Origin of the sequence: Streptomyces huiliensis, from assembly GCF_020037025.1 — a bacterium.
GTDB classification, from domain to species: Bacteria; Actinomycetota; Actinomycetes; order Streptomycetales; family Streptomycetaceae; genus Streptomyces; species Streptomyces huiliensis.
In genome coordinates, this window is sequence record NZ_JAIQLH010000274.1 from 1 (window position 1) to 15,560 (window position 15,560).

10 protein-coding genes are annotated in these 15,560 nt (G+C 71.9%); 4 read left to right on the forward strand and 6 right to left on the reverse strand.

The window, feature by feature from the left end:
- The 4 genes from cydD to hisC all read right to left on the reverse strand — a co-directional run.
- The coding region (gene cydD, locus JNW98_RS30870) for a thiol reductant ABC exporter subunit CydD (RefSeq protein ID WP_223771603.1) at positions 1–2,326 on the reverse strand (2,326 nt) is incomplete at its 3' end.
- Between the two features lie 41 nt (positions 2,327–2,367).
- A complete protein-coding gene (gene cydB, locus JNW98_RS30875) occupies positions 2,368–3,369 on the reverse strand; it encodes a cytochrome d ubiquinol oxidase subunit II (protein ID WP_223771604.1) in 1,002 nt (333 codons plus the stop codon).
- Between the two features lie 29 nt (positions 3,370–3,398).
- Positions 3,399–4,997: a cytochrome ubiquinol oxidase subunit I gene (locus tag JNW98_RS30880; protein WP_223771605.1), complete on the reverse strand. Its 1,599-nt coding sequence runs from the start codon at positions 4,995–4,997 to the stop codon at positions 3,399–3,401.
- A 344-nt stretch (positions 4,998–5,341) separates the two neighbouring features.
- On the reverse strand, positions 5,342–6,427 hold the full coding sequence (gene hisC / locus JNW98_RS30885; protein ID WP_223771606.1) for a histidinol-phosphate transaminase: 1,086 nt from the start codon (positions 6,425–6,427) through the stop codon (positions 5,342–5,344).
- A gap of 440 nt (positions 6,428–6,867) precedes the next feature.
- Here hisC and JNW98_RS30890 point away from each other — a divergent pair, with 440 nt between their 5' ends.
- From JNW98_RS30890 to JNW98_RS30900, 3 genes are all read left to right on the forward strand, one after another.
- Positions 6,868–7,977 carry a LacI family DNA-binding transcriptional regulator gene (locus tag JNW98_RS30890; protein ID WP_223771607.1) on the forward strand — a complete coding sequence of 370 codons (1,110 nt, stop codon included), beginning with the start codon at positions 6,868–6,870 and terminating at the stop codon, positions 7,975–7,977.
- Between the two features lie 354 nt (positions 7,978–8,331).
- The gene (locus tag JNW98_RS30895) at positions 8,332–9,468 is read left to right on the forward strand and encodes a metallophosphoesterase (RefSeq protein ID WP_223771608.1); all 1,137 of its coding nucleotides are present in this window, start codon (positions 8,332–8,334) and stop codon (positions 9,466–9,468) included.
- A gap of 180 nt (positions 9,469–9,648) precedes the next feature.
- Positions 9,649–10,566, forward strand: a complete 918-nt coding sequence (locus JNW98_RS30900; protein WP_223771609.1) for a hypothetical protein — start codon at positions 9,649–9,651, stop codon at positions 10,564–10,566.
- Between the two features lie 80 nt (positions 10,567–10,646).
- Here the strand turns inward: JNW98_RS30900 and JNW98_RS30905 are convergent, their stop codons facing one another.
- Positions 10,647–12,053, reverse strand: a complete 1,407-nt coding sequence (locus JNW98_RS30905) for a VWA domain-containing protein (RefSeq protein ID WP_223771610.1) — start codon at positions 12,051–12,053, stop codon at positions 10,647–10,649.
- 91 nt (positions 12,054–12,144) lie between these two features.
- Here JNW98_RS30905 and JNW98_RS30910 point away from each other — a divergent pair, with 91 nt between their 5' ends.
- Entirely contained in the window at positions 12,145–13,281 is a 1,137-nt protein-coding gene (locus JNW98_RS30910) for a DUF6183 family protein (protein ID WP_223771611.1), read from the forward strand.
- 67 nt (positions 13,282–13,348) lie between these two features.
- Here the strand turns inward: JNW98_RS30910 and thiC are convergent, their stop codons facing one another.
- Entirely contained in the window at positions 13,349–15,154 is a 1,806-nt protein-coding gene (gene thiC, locus JNW98_RS30915) for a phosphomethylpyrimidine synthase ThiC (protein WP_223771612.1), read from the reverse strand.
- Between the last annotated feature and the right edge of the window lie 406 nt (positions 15,155–15,560).

Consider the following 15,560-nt stretch of genomic DNA (forward strand, 5'->3'; position numbering starts at 1 on the left):
GCTCCGCGCGGCGCGCCACGGCGCCCGACACCAGCGGCACGGCGACGCCCGCGGTCAGCAGGCCGGCGGCGAGCACCGCGCCCGCCTCGGGCAGCAGCCAGGCGGTGAACCCCACGGACGCCGCGCCGACGAGGGCGGCCGCGCCGAGCGGCAGCAGCCAGCGCAGGAAGTAGTCCTGGAGCGCGTCCACGTCGGAGACCAGCCGGGACAGCAGGTCGCCGCGGCGGACGTCCCGCAGCCCCGCGGGGGCCAGCCGCTCCAGCCGCCGGTAGACGGAGACCCGCAGTCCGGCGAGGGCGCGCAGCACTGCGTCGTGCGAGACCAGGCGCTCCGCATAGCGGAAGACCGAACGGCCGATGCCGAAGGTGCGGGTCGCGGTGACGGCGACCATCAGGTAGAGAACGGGCGGCTGTTGGGACGCGCGCGAGATCAGCCAGCCGGAGACCGCCATCAGGCCGGTCGCACTGCCGATCGCGAGGCTGCCGAGGAGGAGGGCGAGCAGGAAGCGGGGGCGGAACGGGCGGCCTTCGGCGCGGACGCGGGCGAGGGGGGAGGAGGCCGAGGCCGTGGGGGGCGCCGTGGACGGGGCGAGGGGGACGGCGCTCACCGGCTCGGCGGAGCCGGCCGGGCGCGCCGCCTCCGGCTCCGTCCCCACCACCGCCTCCGCCCGCCCGGCGGGCTCCCCCGCCACCGCGTCGTCCCGTTCCAGCCGCACCACCCGGTCCGCCACCGCCAGCAGCGCCGGCCGGTGGACGACCAGCAGGACGGTCCGGCCGGCGGCGAGGCGGCGGACGGCCTCGACGACGGCCGCCTCCGTCTCGCCGTCCAGGTTCGCGGTCGGCTCGTCGAGCAGCAGGACGGGCCGGTCGGCGAGGAACGCGCGGGCCAGTGCCAGGCGTTGGCGCTGACCGGCCGACAGACCGGCACCGTCCTCGCCGAGGCAGGTGTCAGTGCCGTGGTGCAGCATGGAGACGAAGTCGAGGGCACCGGCGGCGCGGAGTGCTTCGCGTACCTGTGCGTCGGTGGCGTCCGGGCGTGCCAGCCGGACGTTCTCGGCGACCGTGCCGGCGAAGAGATGAGGCCGCTGCGGGACCCAGGCCACCTGGTCCCGCCAGCTTTCGGGGGAGAGCGATGACAGATCCGTACCGCCGACCGACACCCGCCCGCCCGCGGGGCGTTCGAAGCCGAGGAGCACGTTCAGCAGGGTCGACTTGCCGACGCCGCTGGGGCCCGTCAGGGCCACCGTCTCCCCGGGCCGCACCTCGAACGAGGTCTCGGCCAGGGAGGGCCGCTCCCGGCCGGGGTGGCGGACCACCAGCCGGTCCACCGTGAGCACCGCGCCGCGGGCGTCGGGCGCCGGCCGGGTGCCCGCCGCGGGCGGCGCGGTCTCCAGCACGGCGAAGACGCGGTCCGCGGCGGCCAGGCCCTCCGCCGCCGCGTGGTAGTGGGTGCCCACCTGGCGCAGCGGGAGGTACGCCTCCGGGGCCAGGACGAGCACCAGCAGGCCGGTGTGGAGGTCGAGTTCGCCGTGGACGAGCCGCATGCCGATGCCGACCGCGACCAGGGCGACCGACAGGGTGGACAGCAGTTCCAGGGCGAAGGAGGAGAGGAAGGCGATGCGCAGGGTGCGCAGCGTGGCGCGCCGGTAGTCCGAGGTGATCGCGCGGATCGACTCGGCCTGGGCCTTGGCCCGGCCGAAGACCTTGAGCGTGGGCAGGCCGGCGACGACGTCGAGGAAGTGTCCGGAGAGCCGTTCCAGCAGGCGCCACTGGCGGTCCATCCGGGACTGGGTGACCCAGCCGATCAGGGCCATGAACAGCGGGACGAGGGGGAGGGTGAGGACGATGACGAGGGCCGAGAGCCAGTCGGCGGTCGCGATACGGGCGAGGACGGCGACGGGCACCACGGCGGCGAGGCCGAGCTGGGGGAGGTAGCGGGCGAAGTAGTCGTCCAGCGCGTCGACGCCCCGGGTGGCCAGGGTGGTCAGCTCGCCGGTGTTCACCGCGCCCGGGCCGAGCCGGGCCGCGTGGCCGAGCAGCCGGGTGCGCAGCCGGGACTTGACGGCGGCGCTCGCCCGGTGCGCGGCGAGCTCGGTGAGCCAGGCGACCAGGGCCCGGCCGGCCGCGGTCGCGGCCAGCAGGGCCAGGGGCACGGCCAGGTCGCCGGACGACCGGCCGTGCTGGAAGGCGCCCGTGACGGTCTCCGCGATCAGCATGGCCTGGGCGATGACCAGGCCCGCCCCGACGAGTCCGAGCAGCACGGTGGCGGCCAGGAAGCGGCGGGTGGCGGCCGCGTGGCGGAGGAGGCGGGGGTCGACGGGCTTCATGGGCTGCCGGTCCTCTTCATCAGCTGCCGGTCCTCGGTGCTCTAGTGCGCCGCGGGGATGTGCTGGGTGCCGATCCGCTTGCGGAACACCCAGTACGTCCACGCCTGGTAGGCCATGACCACGGGCGTCATGAAGCCCGCGACCCAGGAGATGATCTTCAACGTGTAGGGGCTGGAGGCGGCGTTGGTGACGGTGAGGCTCCACCGGGCGTCGGTGGAGGAGGGCATGACGTCCGGGAAGAGGGCCAGGAAGATCATGGCGAAGGCGGCCACGACGGTCAGCCCGGACAGGGCGAACGCCCAGCCCTCCCGGCCGCGCCGGTTCGCCACCAGCGCGGCGGCCAGGGCCACCACGGCCACGACGAGCGCGGGCAGGCTGCGGCCGTTCCCCGACTCGGCCTGGGTCCAGGCCAGGAAGGCCACCGCGAGGACGCCCGCGGCCAGGCCGGACACCCCGGCGAAGGCCCGCGCCCGGTGACGGATGTCGCCGACCGTCTTCAGCGCGGCGAACAGCGCCCCGTGGAAGGTGAAGAGGACGAGCGTGAGGAGGCCGCCCAGCAGCGCGTACGGGCTCAGCAGGTCGAGGAGGCCGCCCGTGTAGTTCTTGTCGGGGCCGATCGGCACGCCGCGCACCATGTTGGCGAAGGCGACACCCCAGAGGAAGGCGGGGATCAACGAGCACCAGAAGATGGCGTGTTCCCAGTTGCGCTGCCAGCGCTCACCGGTGCGCTTGTGGCGGTACTCGAAGGCGACGCCGCGCACGATCAGGCAGACCAGGACGGCGAGCAGCGGCAGGTAGAAGCCGCTGAAGAGAGTCGCGTACCAGTCGGGGAAGGCGGCGAACGTGGCGCCCGCCGCGGTGATCAGCCACACCTCGTTGGCGTCCCAGACCGGGCCGATGGTGTTGATCAGGACGCGCCGCTCGGCGCGGTCCCTGGCCAGCGCCTTGGTGAGCACGCCGATGCCGAAGTCGAAGCCCTCGAGGAAGAAGTAGCCGATCCACAGGACGGCGATCAGCAGGAACCAGAAGTCGTGGAGGTGCATGGTCGGTTCTCCGTTCTCCGCCGGCCGCGTCAGTAGGCGAAGGTCATCGGCTTGTCGGCTTCCTCGGCGGCCTCCGCGGCCGCGGGGTCGCCCGTGCCGCTCCCGCCGGAGGGGAACCGCAGCCGGGGGTCCTTGGCCGGGGGCTTCTCGTCCGTGTCCGGGCCGGCCTTGGCGTACTTGGCGAGGAGCTTGACCTCGACCACGGCCAGCACCGCGTACAGCCCGACGAAGACCAGCAGGGAGGTGAGCACCATGCCCTGACCGACGCCCGGCGAGACCGCGTCGCCGGTCTTCATCAGGCCGTAGACGGCCCAGGGCTGGCGGCCCATCTCGGTGAAGATCCAGCCGAAGGAGTTGGCGATCAGCGGGAAGCCCATGGTCAGGATGCCGATCCGCCAGGACCACTTGGTGAGGAACGGGCCGAGCTCGCGGTTCTTGGTGAGCATCAGCCGCGGGATCTCGTCCTCGCCGGTCCGGTACTCGGGGGCCAGCCAGAACTTCTTGCGCGTGGTCCAGAGTCCGACGAGACCGGCGGCGAAGGACGTCATCCCGAACCCGATCATGAGGCGGAAGCCCCAGAAGGTCATGAAGATGCTGGGGATGTAGTCCTCCGGCTTGCCGCCGTGGAGCGCCGCCTGCTTCGCGGCGGTGTCCTTGATGCCGGGGACGGACTCGGTGAAGTTGCTGTGGGCGAGGAAGGAGAGCACACCGGGTATCTCGATCTCGACGCTGTTGTGCCCCTTGGACACGTCGCCGACCGCGAAGACCGAGAAGGGCGCCGGCGCCTGCGTCTCCCACAGGGCCTCGGCCGCGGCCATCTTCATCGGCTGCTGCTCGTACATCACCTTGCCCAGCTGGTCGCCGCTGATCGCGGTGCCCAGGCCGGCGATCACCGCGACGACGAGGCCGACGCGGAGCGAGGTGAGCATGGCGGGCAGCTGCTTCCGCTGCTTGTCGCCCAGCTCCTCGCCCTTGAGTCGCTTGCGCTTGGCGCGCCACAGGTGGAACGAGGAGATGCCGACGATGAAGGCGGCGCCGGTGAGGAACGCGGCGGTCAGGGTGTGGAAGACCACGACCATGGTGGTGTTCTGCGTGAGGACGGCCCAGATGTCGGTGAGCCGCGCCTTCCCGGTCGCCTTGTCGACCGCGTAGCCGACGGGGTGCTGCATCCAGGAGTTGGCGGCCAGGATGAAGTACGAGGACAGGACCGTGCCGACGGCGACGATCCAGATGCAGGCGCAGTGGATCTTCTTGGGCAGCTTGTCCCAGCCGAAGATCCAGAGACCGATGAAGGTGGACTCGAAGAAGAACGCCAGCAGCGCCTCCATGGCGAGCGGCGCCCCGAAGACGTCACCGACGAAGCGGGAGTAGTCCGACCAGTTCATGCCGAACTGGAACTCCTGCACGATGCCGGTGACCACCCCCATCGCGATGTTGATCAGGAAGAGCTTCCCCCAGAACTTGGTGGCGTGGAAGTACTTCTCCTTGCCGGTGCGGACCCAGGCCGTCTCCAGGCCCGCGGTGATCGCCGCCAGGCTGATCGTGAGGGGGACGAAGAGGAAGTGGTAGACGGTGGTGATGCCGAACTGCCAGCGCGCCAGCGTCTCCGGCGCCAGAGCCAGGTTCACTCGGTCCCTCCTTGCGTCGTGCGTCACCGGCACCCCGTGCCGACGCTCCGCCGACGCTCTCCGTCGGCGTTTCGCCCCGCTATGCCCGGGTGAAAGGGCACATAAAGGACGAGCTTGTGAACGCGTTCACATTCACAAGCAATTATGACGCACCCGCTTTTCGGACAATCAGCGGGGGTACCCCTTCGGCCCTTGCGGCCGACGGCCGGAGCTCTCCAGGCCGCGGATCACCGCCTGGGGAGCCCCAACAGCCCCCTTCCGGACCGGCCCTCGGGAACGCGAAAGCGCCGCGCACCCCGCTGTCGGGTACGCGGCGCCGGAACGCGGGCCGGGGGGGCGGTGTCCTAGAGCGACATCTCCCGGCGGAACTCCCCCGCCACCTTGAGGAAGATCGTGTTGGCGTCGGTCTCGCCAATCGTGATCCGCACCCCGTCCGGCGGGAACGGCCGCACGATCACGCCGGCCCGCTCACAGGCCGCCGCGAACGCCTCGGAGCGCTCGCCCAGCCTCAGCCAGACGAAGTTCGCCTGGGTGTCCGTCAGCGGCCACCCCTGCGCCAGCAGCCCCTCGACCACCCGGGTCCGCTCGGCCACCAGCGCGTCCACCCGCTCCCACAGCTCCTTCTCGCTGCGCAGCGAGAGGATGGCGGCCTCCTGCGCCACCTGCAGCACGCCGAACGGCACCGCGGTCTTCCGCAGCGCCGCCGCGACCGGCTCGTGCGCGATGGCGAAGCCGACCCGCAGCCCCGCGAGGCCGTACGCCTTGGAGAAGGTGCGCAGCACGCAGACGTTGGGGCGGTTCCGGTAGAGGTCGATGCCGTTGGGCACGTCCGCGTCCCGGATGAACTCGATGTACGCCTCGTCCAGCACCACCAGGACGTCGGCGGGCACCCGGTCCAGGAAGGCTTCCAGCTCCGCGGTGTGCACCACCGTGCCGGTGGGGTTGTTGGGGTTGCAGACGAAGATCAGCCGGGTCCGGTCGGTGACCGCTGCGGCCATCGCGTCCAGGTCGTTCCGGTCGTCCGCGGTCAGCGCGACCGGCACCGGGGTGGCGCCGGCCACCTGGACGACGATCGGGTACGCCTCGAACGAGCGCCAGGGGAAGATCACTTCGTCGCCGGGGCCCGCGGTGGCCTGGACGAGCTGCTGGGCGATGCCGACCGAACCGGTCCCGGTCGCCAGGTGGGTGACCGGCACGTCGAAGCGGTCCGCGAGCTCGGCCATCAGCCCGGCGCACGCCATGTCCGGGTAGCGGTTCAGCTGCGCGACGGCCGCCATCGCGCCCTCCAGCACGCCGGGCAGCGGCGGGTACGGGTTCTCGTTGGCGGACAGCTTGTAGGCGACCGGTCCGTCCTTCGCGGCCGGGCGGCCGGGCTTGTAGGTGGGGACGTCGTCCAGGGCCGGACGCAGCCTGGGGGTCTTCTCGGTCACCGCGGGTCCTCCTCCGCATCCCGTGCGCATCCGGCCACCCGGGAATCCGCACTCGTCAACACACGGGGGCACGGGGACGCGCGGACCGGCACACAGGCCGGCGGCGCCCACGTGGCACCACCGCGTGCACGTGAATACTGCACACCTTATGAGGATTGCCCCGGGTGGCGTCCAGAGCTGCGGGCGCGCCAGTCCGATGAGCGTGCGCCGTGGCGGGCGCCGTGGCGCGCGTCCCCCGTGAAGGTGAGTTGAGACCTCTTCGAGACCTGGCACCTTCATCAGACGTAGATATGCCAGGGGCCAACGGTTCACTGTGACCTGGGACAACCTCCTGGTTTTCCATGGTCATTGACCGTGATCCGGCATGCAGAAACGTACCTGTCAACTCCAAAATGTGGGCCCCCGCCAGGGCACCGGCCGAGCCCTACTATCGGCTCGCCATGACAGCAGCAGGGAAGCACCAGGTGAGCCGGTCGGAGACCACCCGGCGGGGCACCCGGCAGGGACGGGCCGGCATCCGAGATGTCGCCGCCGCCGCCGGTGTCTCGATCACGACCGTCTCCGACGCGCTCAACGGCAAGGGCCGGCTGCCGGACGCGACCCGCCGCCACGTCCGCGAGGTCGCCGACCGGCTGGGCTACCGGCCCTCCGCGGCGGCCCGCACCCTCCGCACGGGCAAGTCGGGCCTCATCGGCCTGACCGTGACCACGTACGGGGATGAACCTTTCACCTTCACCGAGTTCGCCTACTTCGCCGAGATGGCCAGGGCCGCCACCTCCGCCGCGCTCGCCCGCGGCTACGCCCTGGTGATCCTCCCGGCGACATCGCGCCACGACGTCTGGTCCAACGTGGCCCTGGACGGCACGGTGGTGATCGACCCGTCCGACCACGACCCCGTCGTCTCGGAGCTGGTCCGCCAGGGCATCCCGGTGGTCTCCGACGGCCGCCCCGCGGGCACGCTGCCCGTGACGGCCTGGGTGGACAACGACCACGAGCAGGCCGTCCTGGGCATCCTGGACCACCTCGCCGCGGCCGGCGCCCGCCGCATCGGACTGCTCACCGGCACGTCCACCGACACGTACACCCGCCTCTCCACCCACGCCTACCTGCACTGGTGCGAGCGGAGCGGGCAGGACCCGGTGTACGAGGAGTACCCCGCGCACGACCCCTGCGCCGGCGCGGTGGCGGCCGACCGGCTGCTCGCCCGCCCGGACCGGCCCGACGCGGTGTACGGCCTCTTCGACCCGAACGGCACCGACCTGCTGGCCGCGGCCCGCCGCTACGGGCTGCGGGTGCCCGACGACCTGCTGCTCGTCTGCTGCAGCGAGTCCACCGTGTACGCCACCACCGAGCCGCCGATCACCACGTTGTCGCTCAAGCCGCGGCGGATCGGTACGGCGGTCGTGCAGCTTCTGATCGACGCGATCGAGGGGCTTGATCACGGACGGCCCGTGGAGCAGGTCATATCCACCGAGCTGATCATTCGGACGTCGTCCGTCAGGGCCGTGCCGCCGCGCACCGCGGTCGGCGCGCCGCGGCGGCCGGAGTAAGTCGCCCCAGCCCCGCCCCTTCACCGTTTCTCGCGGGGGCTGCGCCCCCGCACTCCCCGAAGCACCCTGCGGGCGCTGCCCTCAAACGCCGGACGGGCTGAATCAGCTCGTCCGGCGGCCACGCGTCAACCCCGCTCCCTCTATGTGTCACCACACACGAGCACCTCGACAAGAGGGAACGAAACCGGCAATACCCGGCAAAACACCGGCGATCCCGGGTTCCGTCCCCGATTGACGGCCCCTGGTGCGTCACAAGCCGCGACGGTCATTCCTATGATGGGCGCACGACACCACGGGCCGCCATGACCAGGCAGGGTCCACAAGGTGCACTGCGGCGCGACGGTGGAGGGGTCGATGGCTCAGGGGGCCGGACAGGGACCTGCGGGACGGACCGCGGAGGCGATCTCGCCCTACCCGGGCTACGCCGCTCCTCCTCCCCTGCCCGGATACACCCATCCGCTGCCCCCTTCTCACCTCGGGGAAGATCACGTGAACCCTCTCGGCGCGGACGACCCCGGGCACCTCGACGGCTACACGCCCACCGCGCGTGACCTGCCGGTCATCGAGCCCCGGCAGCCACAGCCGTCGTACGGCGAGGCGCCCGCCGACGTCCCGACCGTCGAGCTGACCCCGATCACCGCCCCGCAGCACCACCCCGTCCCGGGCGGTCCCGGCCCGCTGTACGTCGTCGGCGACGTGCACGGGTACCTGGACGAGCTGTACGCGGCGCTCGCCGCCCAGGGCATCGTCGACCAGCACGGCCACTGGGCGGCCGGCAACACCCGCCTGTGGTTCCTCGGCGACTTCACCGACCGCGGCCCGGACGGCGTCGGCGTCATCGACCTCGTCATGCGGCTCTCCGCGGAGGCCGCGGCGGCCGGCGGCTACTGCAAGGCGCTCATGGGCAACCACGAGCTGCTGCTCATCGGCGCCAAGCGGTTCGGCGACACCCCCGTCAACTCGGGCGCGGGCACGGCCTCCTTCCAGGCCGCCTGGCTGCTCAACGGCGGCCAGCGCACCGACATGGAGCGGCTGGAGGACCACCACCTCCAGTGGATGTCGCGGCTCGACGCGATGGCGCACGAGGACGGCCACCTGCTCGTCCACTCCGACACCACCGCCTACCTGGAATACGGCGACTCCATCGAGGCCGTCAACGACGCGGTGACCGAGGCGCTCCAGCGCAACGACCCCGACGAGTGCTGGGACCTGTTCCGCAAGTTCACCAAGCGCTTCGCCTTCCGCGACGAGGCGGGCTCCATGGCCGCCCGCGAGCTGCTGGAGACCTACGGCGGCAGCCGCGTGGTGCACGGCCACAGCCCCATCCCGTACCTCCTCGGCGAGGTCCCCGGCGAGGACGACGACGGTGAGGAGAGCGCCCCCGCCGTCGAGGGGCCGCACCTGTACGCGGACGGGCTGGCGCTCGCCATGGACGGCGGCGTCACCATGGCCGGAAAGCTGCTGGTCGTGCAACTGCCGCTCGGCGACTGAGGATTATCAGACCGGTTCATGGGCAGGTTGGGGATCCCACCGCCGCGGGGGAATTCGCGAAACGCACTGTCACCCCGCGCCGGTGCGGCTCTACCATCGGCTTATCCGTAGCAGGCTCTCCTCCGTTTCCGCCCCATGCAGGCGCCGTCGGCGCCAAGGGCCCCTACGGAGCATCGGGGGATGCACATGAACAGCGCTCCGCATCTGCTGGCCGAGGACCGCCCGGAATTCGAACGGGTCCTGGACCTGGCGCTGCGCTCGGCGGACCGGGATCCGGAGATCAGAGAACTGATCGCCGTGGAAGGACGGCGACTCGACACGGAACGGCTGCGGGCCGCGGCCGTCGAGGCCACGGACGCCATTTCGGCGTGCGCCCGGACGGAATACCGGAATTACGTCAGAGCGCGTGAGGAACTGCGCAGGTGTACCGCCGCGGCCCGTTCCGAGCCCGTGGGCGCGGGACGCGGCCGGCACGAGGACGACGACGGACAGGACCGCCCGCACGCGGCGCCGGACGCGAGAACGGGGGCGGGCGCGGGTGCGGTGCTCACCGTGCTGGCCCCGGTCCTCGCCGGGATCGCCGCGTTCCTGTTCCTCCTCATCGGCTACGCGCTCGAGGCGGTCGACACCGAGGCGTCGGTGGCCCGCCCGATGGTGACCGCCGGTTGGTGGTTCGCCGGCCTGACGGCCGCCGGCGCGCTGATCGCCATGGGCGCACTGCTGCTCACGGCGTTGCGCAACGGGCGCCCGGGCGCCCCCGGGACCGGAGCGCCGGACGCCGGCCCCTCCCGCCCGGACCGGCCGGCGCTGGCGGCCGACCGGGCCCGGGACGCGTGGCACGAGGCGCTGCTCCGGGACGGCGTCCTGCCCTTCCTCCGCGCGGCCGTGGCCGACGCGCCCGTGGCCGACGCGCCCGTGGAGCCCGACTCCTCGTACGTGCCGGGGCCGCGGGAGGCCCGGGGCCGCACCCCGCGGCTCGGCTTCTCCAGCCCGGGCTTCTCCAGCCACGAGGAGCAGCCGGGCCCCCACCTCCGGCCGCGGTTCACCAGCCCGGACTTCACCGGTCCGGAGTTCGGGGGGTCGGACGGACGGGAGTGAGGACCGGCCGGCTCCTGGCGCGGCCTGGCTTACGACGTGGGACGGCTCACGGTGCGGGACGGCTCACGGTGCGGGACGGCTCACAGCGCAGGACGGCGACGCGGACCGGGGACGTCCGGTCCGAGCACGCCGGCCCGCCGGGCCGCGTCGATCCAGGCCGGGAACTGGGACAGCAGCCGGTCGTAGAGCTCCTCGTCGGAAACGGTGGTGATGTCGTCCACGGCGAAGAAGCCGACGTTGTCGAGGGAACGGTTCGGCAGGGTGTCGAACCGTTCCAGCACCCCGTAGTCGGCCCGGCCCAGCCCCACGAACTGCCAGAAGACCGGCTCCTTGGCGGCCCCCTTGAGCTCCCGTTCGATCCTGCGGCTCTCGTAGATGCCGCCGTCGGAGAAGAACAGCACGAGGGTCGGCTCGGCGGCGGCATCCTTCCGGGCGTCCGCGCGGACCTTGGCGATCACCTTGGGCTCGTCGTTGCCGCCGCCGAGCGACCACATGTCGATCTGCCCCGGGAGCCGCTCCCCGTCGCCCTCGTCCCAGGGGTTGTCCATGCGCACGTGCAGGGTGAGCCACTCGGGCAGTTCGCCCACGCGCAGGTCGGGCAGCCGGGCCGGCCGGTCGGAGAAGACCCATGCCTGCATCGCGCCGTCCGCGTCCAACTGGGCGGCGACGGCGGCCATCCGCTCGACCACCTCGGCGACCACACCGGATTGGTACAGCTCGTACATCGACCCCGACGCGTCGAGGACGAGGACCACCCGGGCCCGGGTCCCTTCGGCCCCGCGCTTCCGCAGGCTGACGGACACCTGCTCCTTGCGCAGCGCCAGGCGCTTGCGCATGTCGAGGGGGAGGCGCTCCTCGGCGGGCGCGGCGGGGGGCGGCGCGACGGCCGGAGTGTCCGAGACATCCGAGACATCCGAGTTGTCCGGGACATCCGGAGACGCCACCGGCCGCTCTTCCCCCACGGTGACGCCGAAGTCCGTCGCGAGGCCGGCCAGTCCGGTGTCGTACCCCTGGCCGACCGCCCGGAACTTCCATCGGTCGTTCCGTACGTACAACTCACCGCAGACGAAAGCGGTTTCGGCGCCGCCGGTCATCTCGTACCGGACGAGCGCCGCGCCCGTCGCCGCGTCCCGCAGCTCCAGCGTCAGCCCCGTCACGTCGCCGAACGTCCCACCGTCGGCCGATGCGCAGAGGACGACCCGTTCGACGGCCGGTTCGAGACCGTCACGGTCGACCGCGACGGTGTCGGTGACCAGGCCGTCCGTCCCGGACCGCTTGCCGTGGTGGGCGACGGCGCCCGAGGCGTGCCGGGGCTGGTTGTAGAAGACGAGGTCGCCATCGCCGCGGACCGTGCCGTCGGCGGTGAGCAGCAGGGCCGTGGCGTCGACGTCCGGCGCTCCCGGCACGGCCTTCCAGCTGAGCACGGCATGCACGGAGGACACGGGCACCACACAGTTCGCGCCCTTGCTCAGGGATATGTCATTCATCCGGCCAGTCTCGGGGCGAACCACAGAACCGCCCATTCCGTGGAAGATCCGCCGGGAAGCGGTGAGCGCGCCCGGCGTAGGGTGACGGGCCGTGGAGAACACCCAGGACGACGAACTCGGCGATCTCGTTTGGGACCAGGCCGAACAGCGCGCCGCGCGAGGCGACACCCGCTTCCTGTACGAGCTGGGGGTGCGGGTGGCCGACCGGTATGCCGCCGCCTCCGAAGAGGCGCGGCGGAACGAGAGGCGGCTGGCCCACCTGGTGCGGGTGCTCGCCTTCACGCCCGGCCGCGACAGCCTGGCGCAGCTGCTGCGTCTCCTCGACGAGAAGGAGCCGCCCCACACCATGGGCCGCGAGCTCAGGGCGCCGTACATCGCCTCGCTCCTCGCGGAGCACCAGCGGGTCGACGACTTGGCGGCCGCTCTCTCCGACGCTCGCCCCGCCGGTGACGAGCCGGACCGGCTGGACGAGCTGCGGACCTGCCTCTTCCACGAACTGGTGCTCCGCGGCGTGGACGTCGACGCGTTCCCGCCCGTGCGTTCGTGGTCGCCCGCGCGTCACCACTGGCACCCCTTGAACTGGCTCCCGGAGCGCCGCCGCGCCATCGAGGCCGGCGCCGCTTTCCCGTACCGCTCGATGAGCGGTACTGCCACCAGGATGGCGACCAGGATGCCGGCCGAGGGACGGGTGGACCCGCCGACGCCGCGCACGGCCGAACGGTCGGCCCTCCGTGACGTCGCCACCGTCGAGGTGCACGAGACCATCGTCGCCGCCGCGCAGGCCGGCGACTGGGGTGACTGCGGAGCCTGGCTGTTCCTGCCGGACGAGCCCGTCACCCCCGACCGTGTGCCCGCCCTGCTGCCGACCCTGCCCATGCACTGCCTCGAAGACCTCGCCCCCGGGGGCCGCTTCGAGATCGCCGTCCGCCCGGTCGAGGAGGTCTGGGCCCTGCTCTTCGCCACCGCGTCGATGGGGAGCTTCCAAGCCCCGGGAGCGCAGGGCGCCTACGGCCGGCTCTGGGCGTGGAAGTCCCTGTCGGGCCTGAGCGGCGCACCGGCCGGCGCGACCGCGGAAGAGGTGGAGCACCACGCCCGGCAGACCACGTGGTTCCACTTCGAGGCCGACTCGCGCTGGTTCAGCAACGACAGCTTCTCCGACTACGGCATCGCCGCCCTCTCCCCCGACGGCCGCCGCATAGCCGTCCTGGCGGCGACGGACACCGACTGAGAGCCCCTCGGCAGGACAGGGCGGACGGCTCCGCCCGGCCCTGCCCACCAGGAACGATCGGCCGCGTTCAGTCGGCGAGCGGCAGGTAGACCCGGTTGCCGGACGCGGCGAACTCCTCCGACTTGGCCCGCATCCCGGCCTCGATGTCCGCCTCGCCGGCGGTCGCCCCCAGGTCGCCGCCGTGCTCGCGGCGGATGTCCTGGGAGATCTTCATCGAGCAGAACTTGGGACCGCACATAGAACAGAAGTGCGCGGTCTTCGCCGGTTCGGCCGGCAGCGTCTCGTCGTGGAAGGCGCGGGCGGTGTCCGGGTCGAGGGCCAGGTTGAACTGGTCCTCCCAGCGGAACTCGAAGCGCGCGTCGGAGAGGGCGTCGTCCCATTCCTGGGCGCCGGGATGGCCCTTGGCCAGGTCGGCGGCGTGGGCCGCGATCTTGTACGTGATGACGCCGGTCTTCACGTCGTCGCGGTCGGGCAGGCCCAGGTGCTCCTTCGGCGTGACGTAGCAGAGCATCGCCGTGCCCCACCAGGCGATCATCGCCGCGCCGATGCCCGAGGTGATGTGGTCGTACGCCGGGGCGACGTCCGTCGTCAGCGGGCCGAGGGTGTAGAACGGCGCCTCCTCGCAGATCTCCTGCTGGAGGTCGATGTTCTCCTTGATCTTGTGCATCGGGACGTGGCCCGGGCCCTCGATCATCGTCTGCACGTTGTGCCGCTTGGCGATCGTGTTGAGCTCGCCCAGGGTGCGCAGTTCGGCGAACTGCGCCTCGTCATTCGCGTCCGCGATCGAGCCCGGGCGAAGGCCGTCACCGAGGGAGTAGGTGACGTCGTAGGCCGCGAGGATCTCGCAGAGCTCCTCGAAGTTCTCGTACAGGAACGATTCCTTGTGGTGCGCCAGGCACCAGGCGGCCATGATCGAGCCGCCCCGGGAGACGATGCCGGTCTTGCGGCGGGCGGTCAGCGGGACGTAGCGCAGCAGGACACCGGCGTGGACGGTCATGTAGTCCACTCCCTGCTCGGCCTGCTCGATGACCGTGTCCTTGTAGATCTCCCAGGTCAGTTCCTCGGCCTTGCCGTCCACCTTCTCCAGCGCCTGGTAGAGCGGCACGGTGCCGATGGGGACGGGCGAGTTGCGCAGCACCCACTCGCGGGTGGTGTGGATGTTGCGGCCGGTGGAGAGGTCCATCACCGTGTCGGCGCCCCAGCGGGTGGCCCAGGTCATCTTCTCGACCTCCTCCTCGATGGAGGAGGTGACGGCCGAGTTGCCGATGTTGGCGTTCACCTTGACCAGGAACTTCTTCCCGATGATCATCGGCTCGATCTCGGGGTGGTTCACGTTGGCCGGGAGAACGGCCCGGCCGGCCGCGATCTCCTCGCGGACGGTCTCCGGGGAGACGTTCTCCCGGAGGGCGACGTACTCCATCTCCGCGGTGATCTCGCCGCGCCGCGCGTAGGCGAGCTGCGTCACGGCCGCGCCGGAGCGTCCCCTGCGGGGCTGGCGGGGGCGGCCGGGGAAGACGGCGTCGAGGTTCTTCAGGCCGCCGCGCGGCGACGTGTGCTTGATGCCGTCGTCCTCCGGGCGCATCGGCCGGCCCGCGTACTCCTCGGTGTCACCGCGGCCGACGATCCAGTTCTCGCGCAGCGGCGGCAGGCCCCGGCGGACGTCCGTGACGACGTCCGGGTCCGTGTACGGGCCCGACGTGTCGTACAGCTGTACGTCCTGCCCGTTGGTCAGGTGCACCCGGCGCACCGGGACCCGGAGGTCGGGGCGGGAGCCGGTGACGTAGTCCTTGTGCCAGCCGATCTTCCCGGTGCCTTCCGTCGTCGGTCGGCTGGTGGACGGGTCGGCAGACGTGCGTGCGTCCTGCGTGGTCATCAGACCGTAACTCCCTACGCCGGCATTACCCGGTAACAGGTTCAGCGGTCGACGCAGCGGCTTCCGTACCGATCGTACGGAGGTCAGCGCCCTCTCAGCCCGGTGCTCCGAGCTCCCGCGATTGCAAAGGTGGCACAACGCTAGCGCCTCCCGGCGGCGGAGTGCCAGGGGGGCTTGCGATGATCGGGCGATGACCGCCAGCGACGCCGTTCCCCCGCCCCGGCCGCCCTCGTCCCCGCCTGAATCCGGCCATGGTCGCGGGCGGGGGTGGGGACAGGGGCGGGGACAGGGGCGCGGTCGCAGACGGCGGAACGTGTCCGATCACGGCCACGGCCACCATGGGCATGGGCATGGGCACGGGCATGGCCACAGTCACAGCCACGGGCCCGCCGCTCCCGTCTCCGGG

Coding starts and splice junctions, on each gene's coding strand:
- JNW98_RS30895 (WP_223771608.1), top strand. CDS start 8,332: ATGGCTCAGGGGGCCGGACAGGGACCTGCGGGACGGACCGCGGAGGCG.
- JNW98_RS30905 (WP_223771610.1), bottom strand. CDS start 12,053: ATGAATGACATATCCCTGAGCAAGGGCGCGAACTGTGTGGTGCCCGTG.
- JNW98_RS30890 (WP_223771607.1), top strand. CDS start 6,868: ATGACAGCAGCAGGGAAGCACCAGGTGAGCCGGTCGGAGACCACCCGG.
- cydB (WP_223771604.1), bottom strand. CDS start 3,369: ATGCACCTCCACGACTTCTGGTTCCTGCTGATCGCCGTCCTGTGGATC.
- thiC (WP_223771612.1), bottom strand. CDS start 15,154: ATGACCACGCAGGACGCACGCACGTCTGCCGACCCGTCCACCAGCCGA.
- JNW98_RS30900 (WP_223771609.1), top strand. CDS start 9,649: ATGCACATGAACAGCGCTCCGCATCTGCTGGCCGAGGACCGCCCGGAA.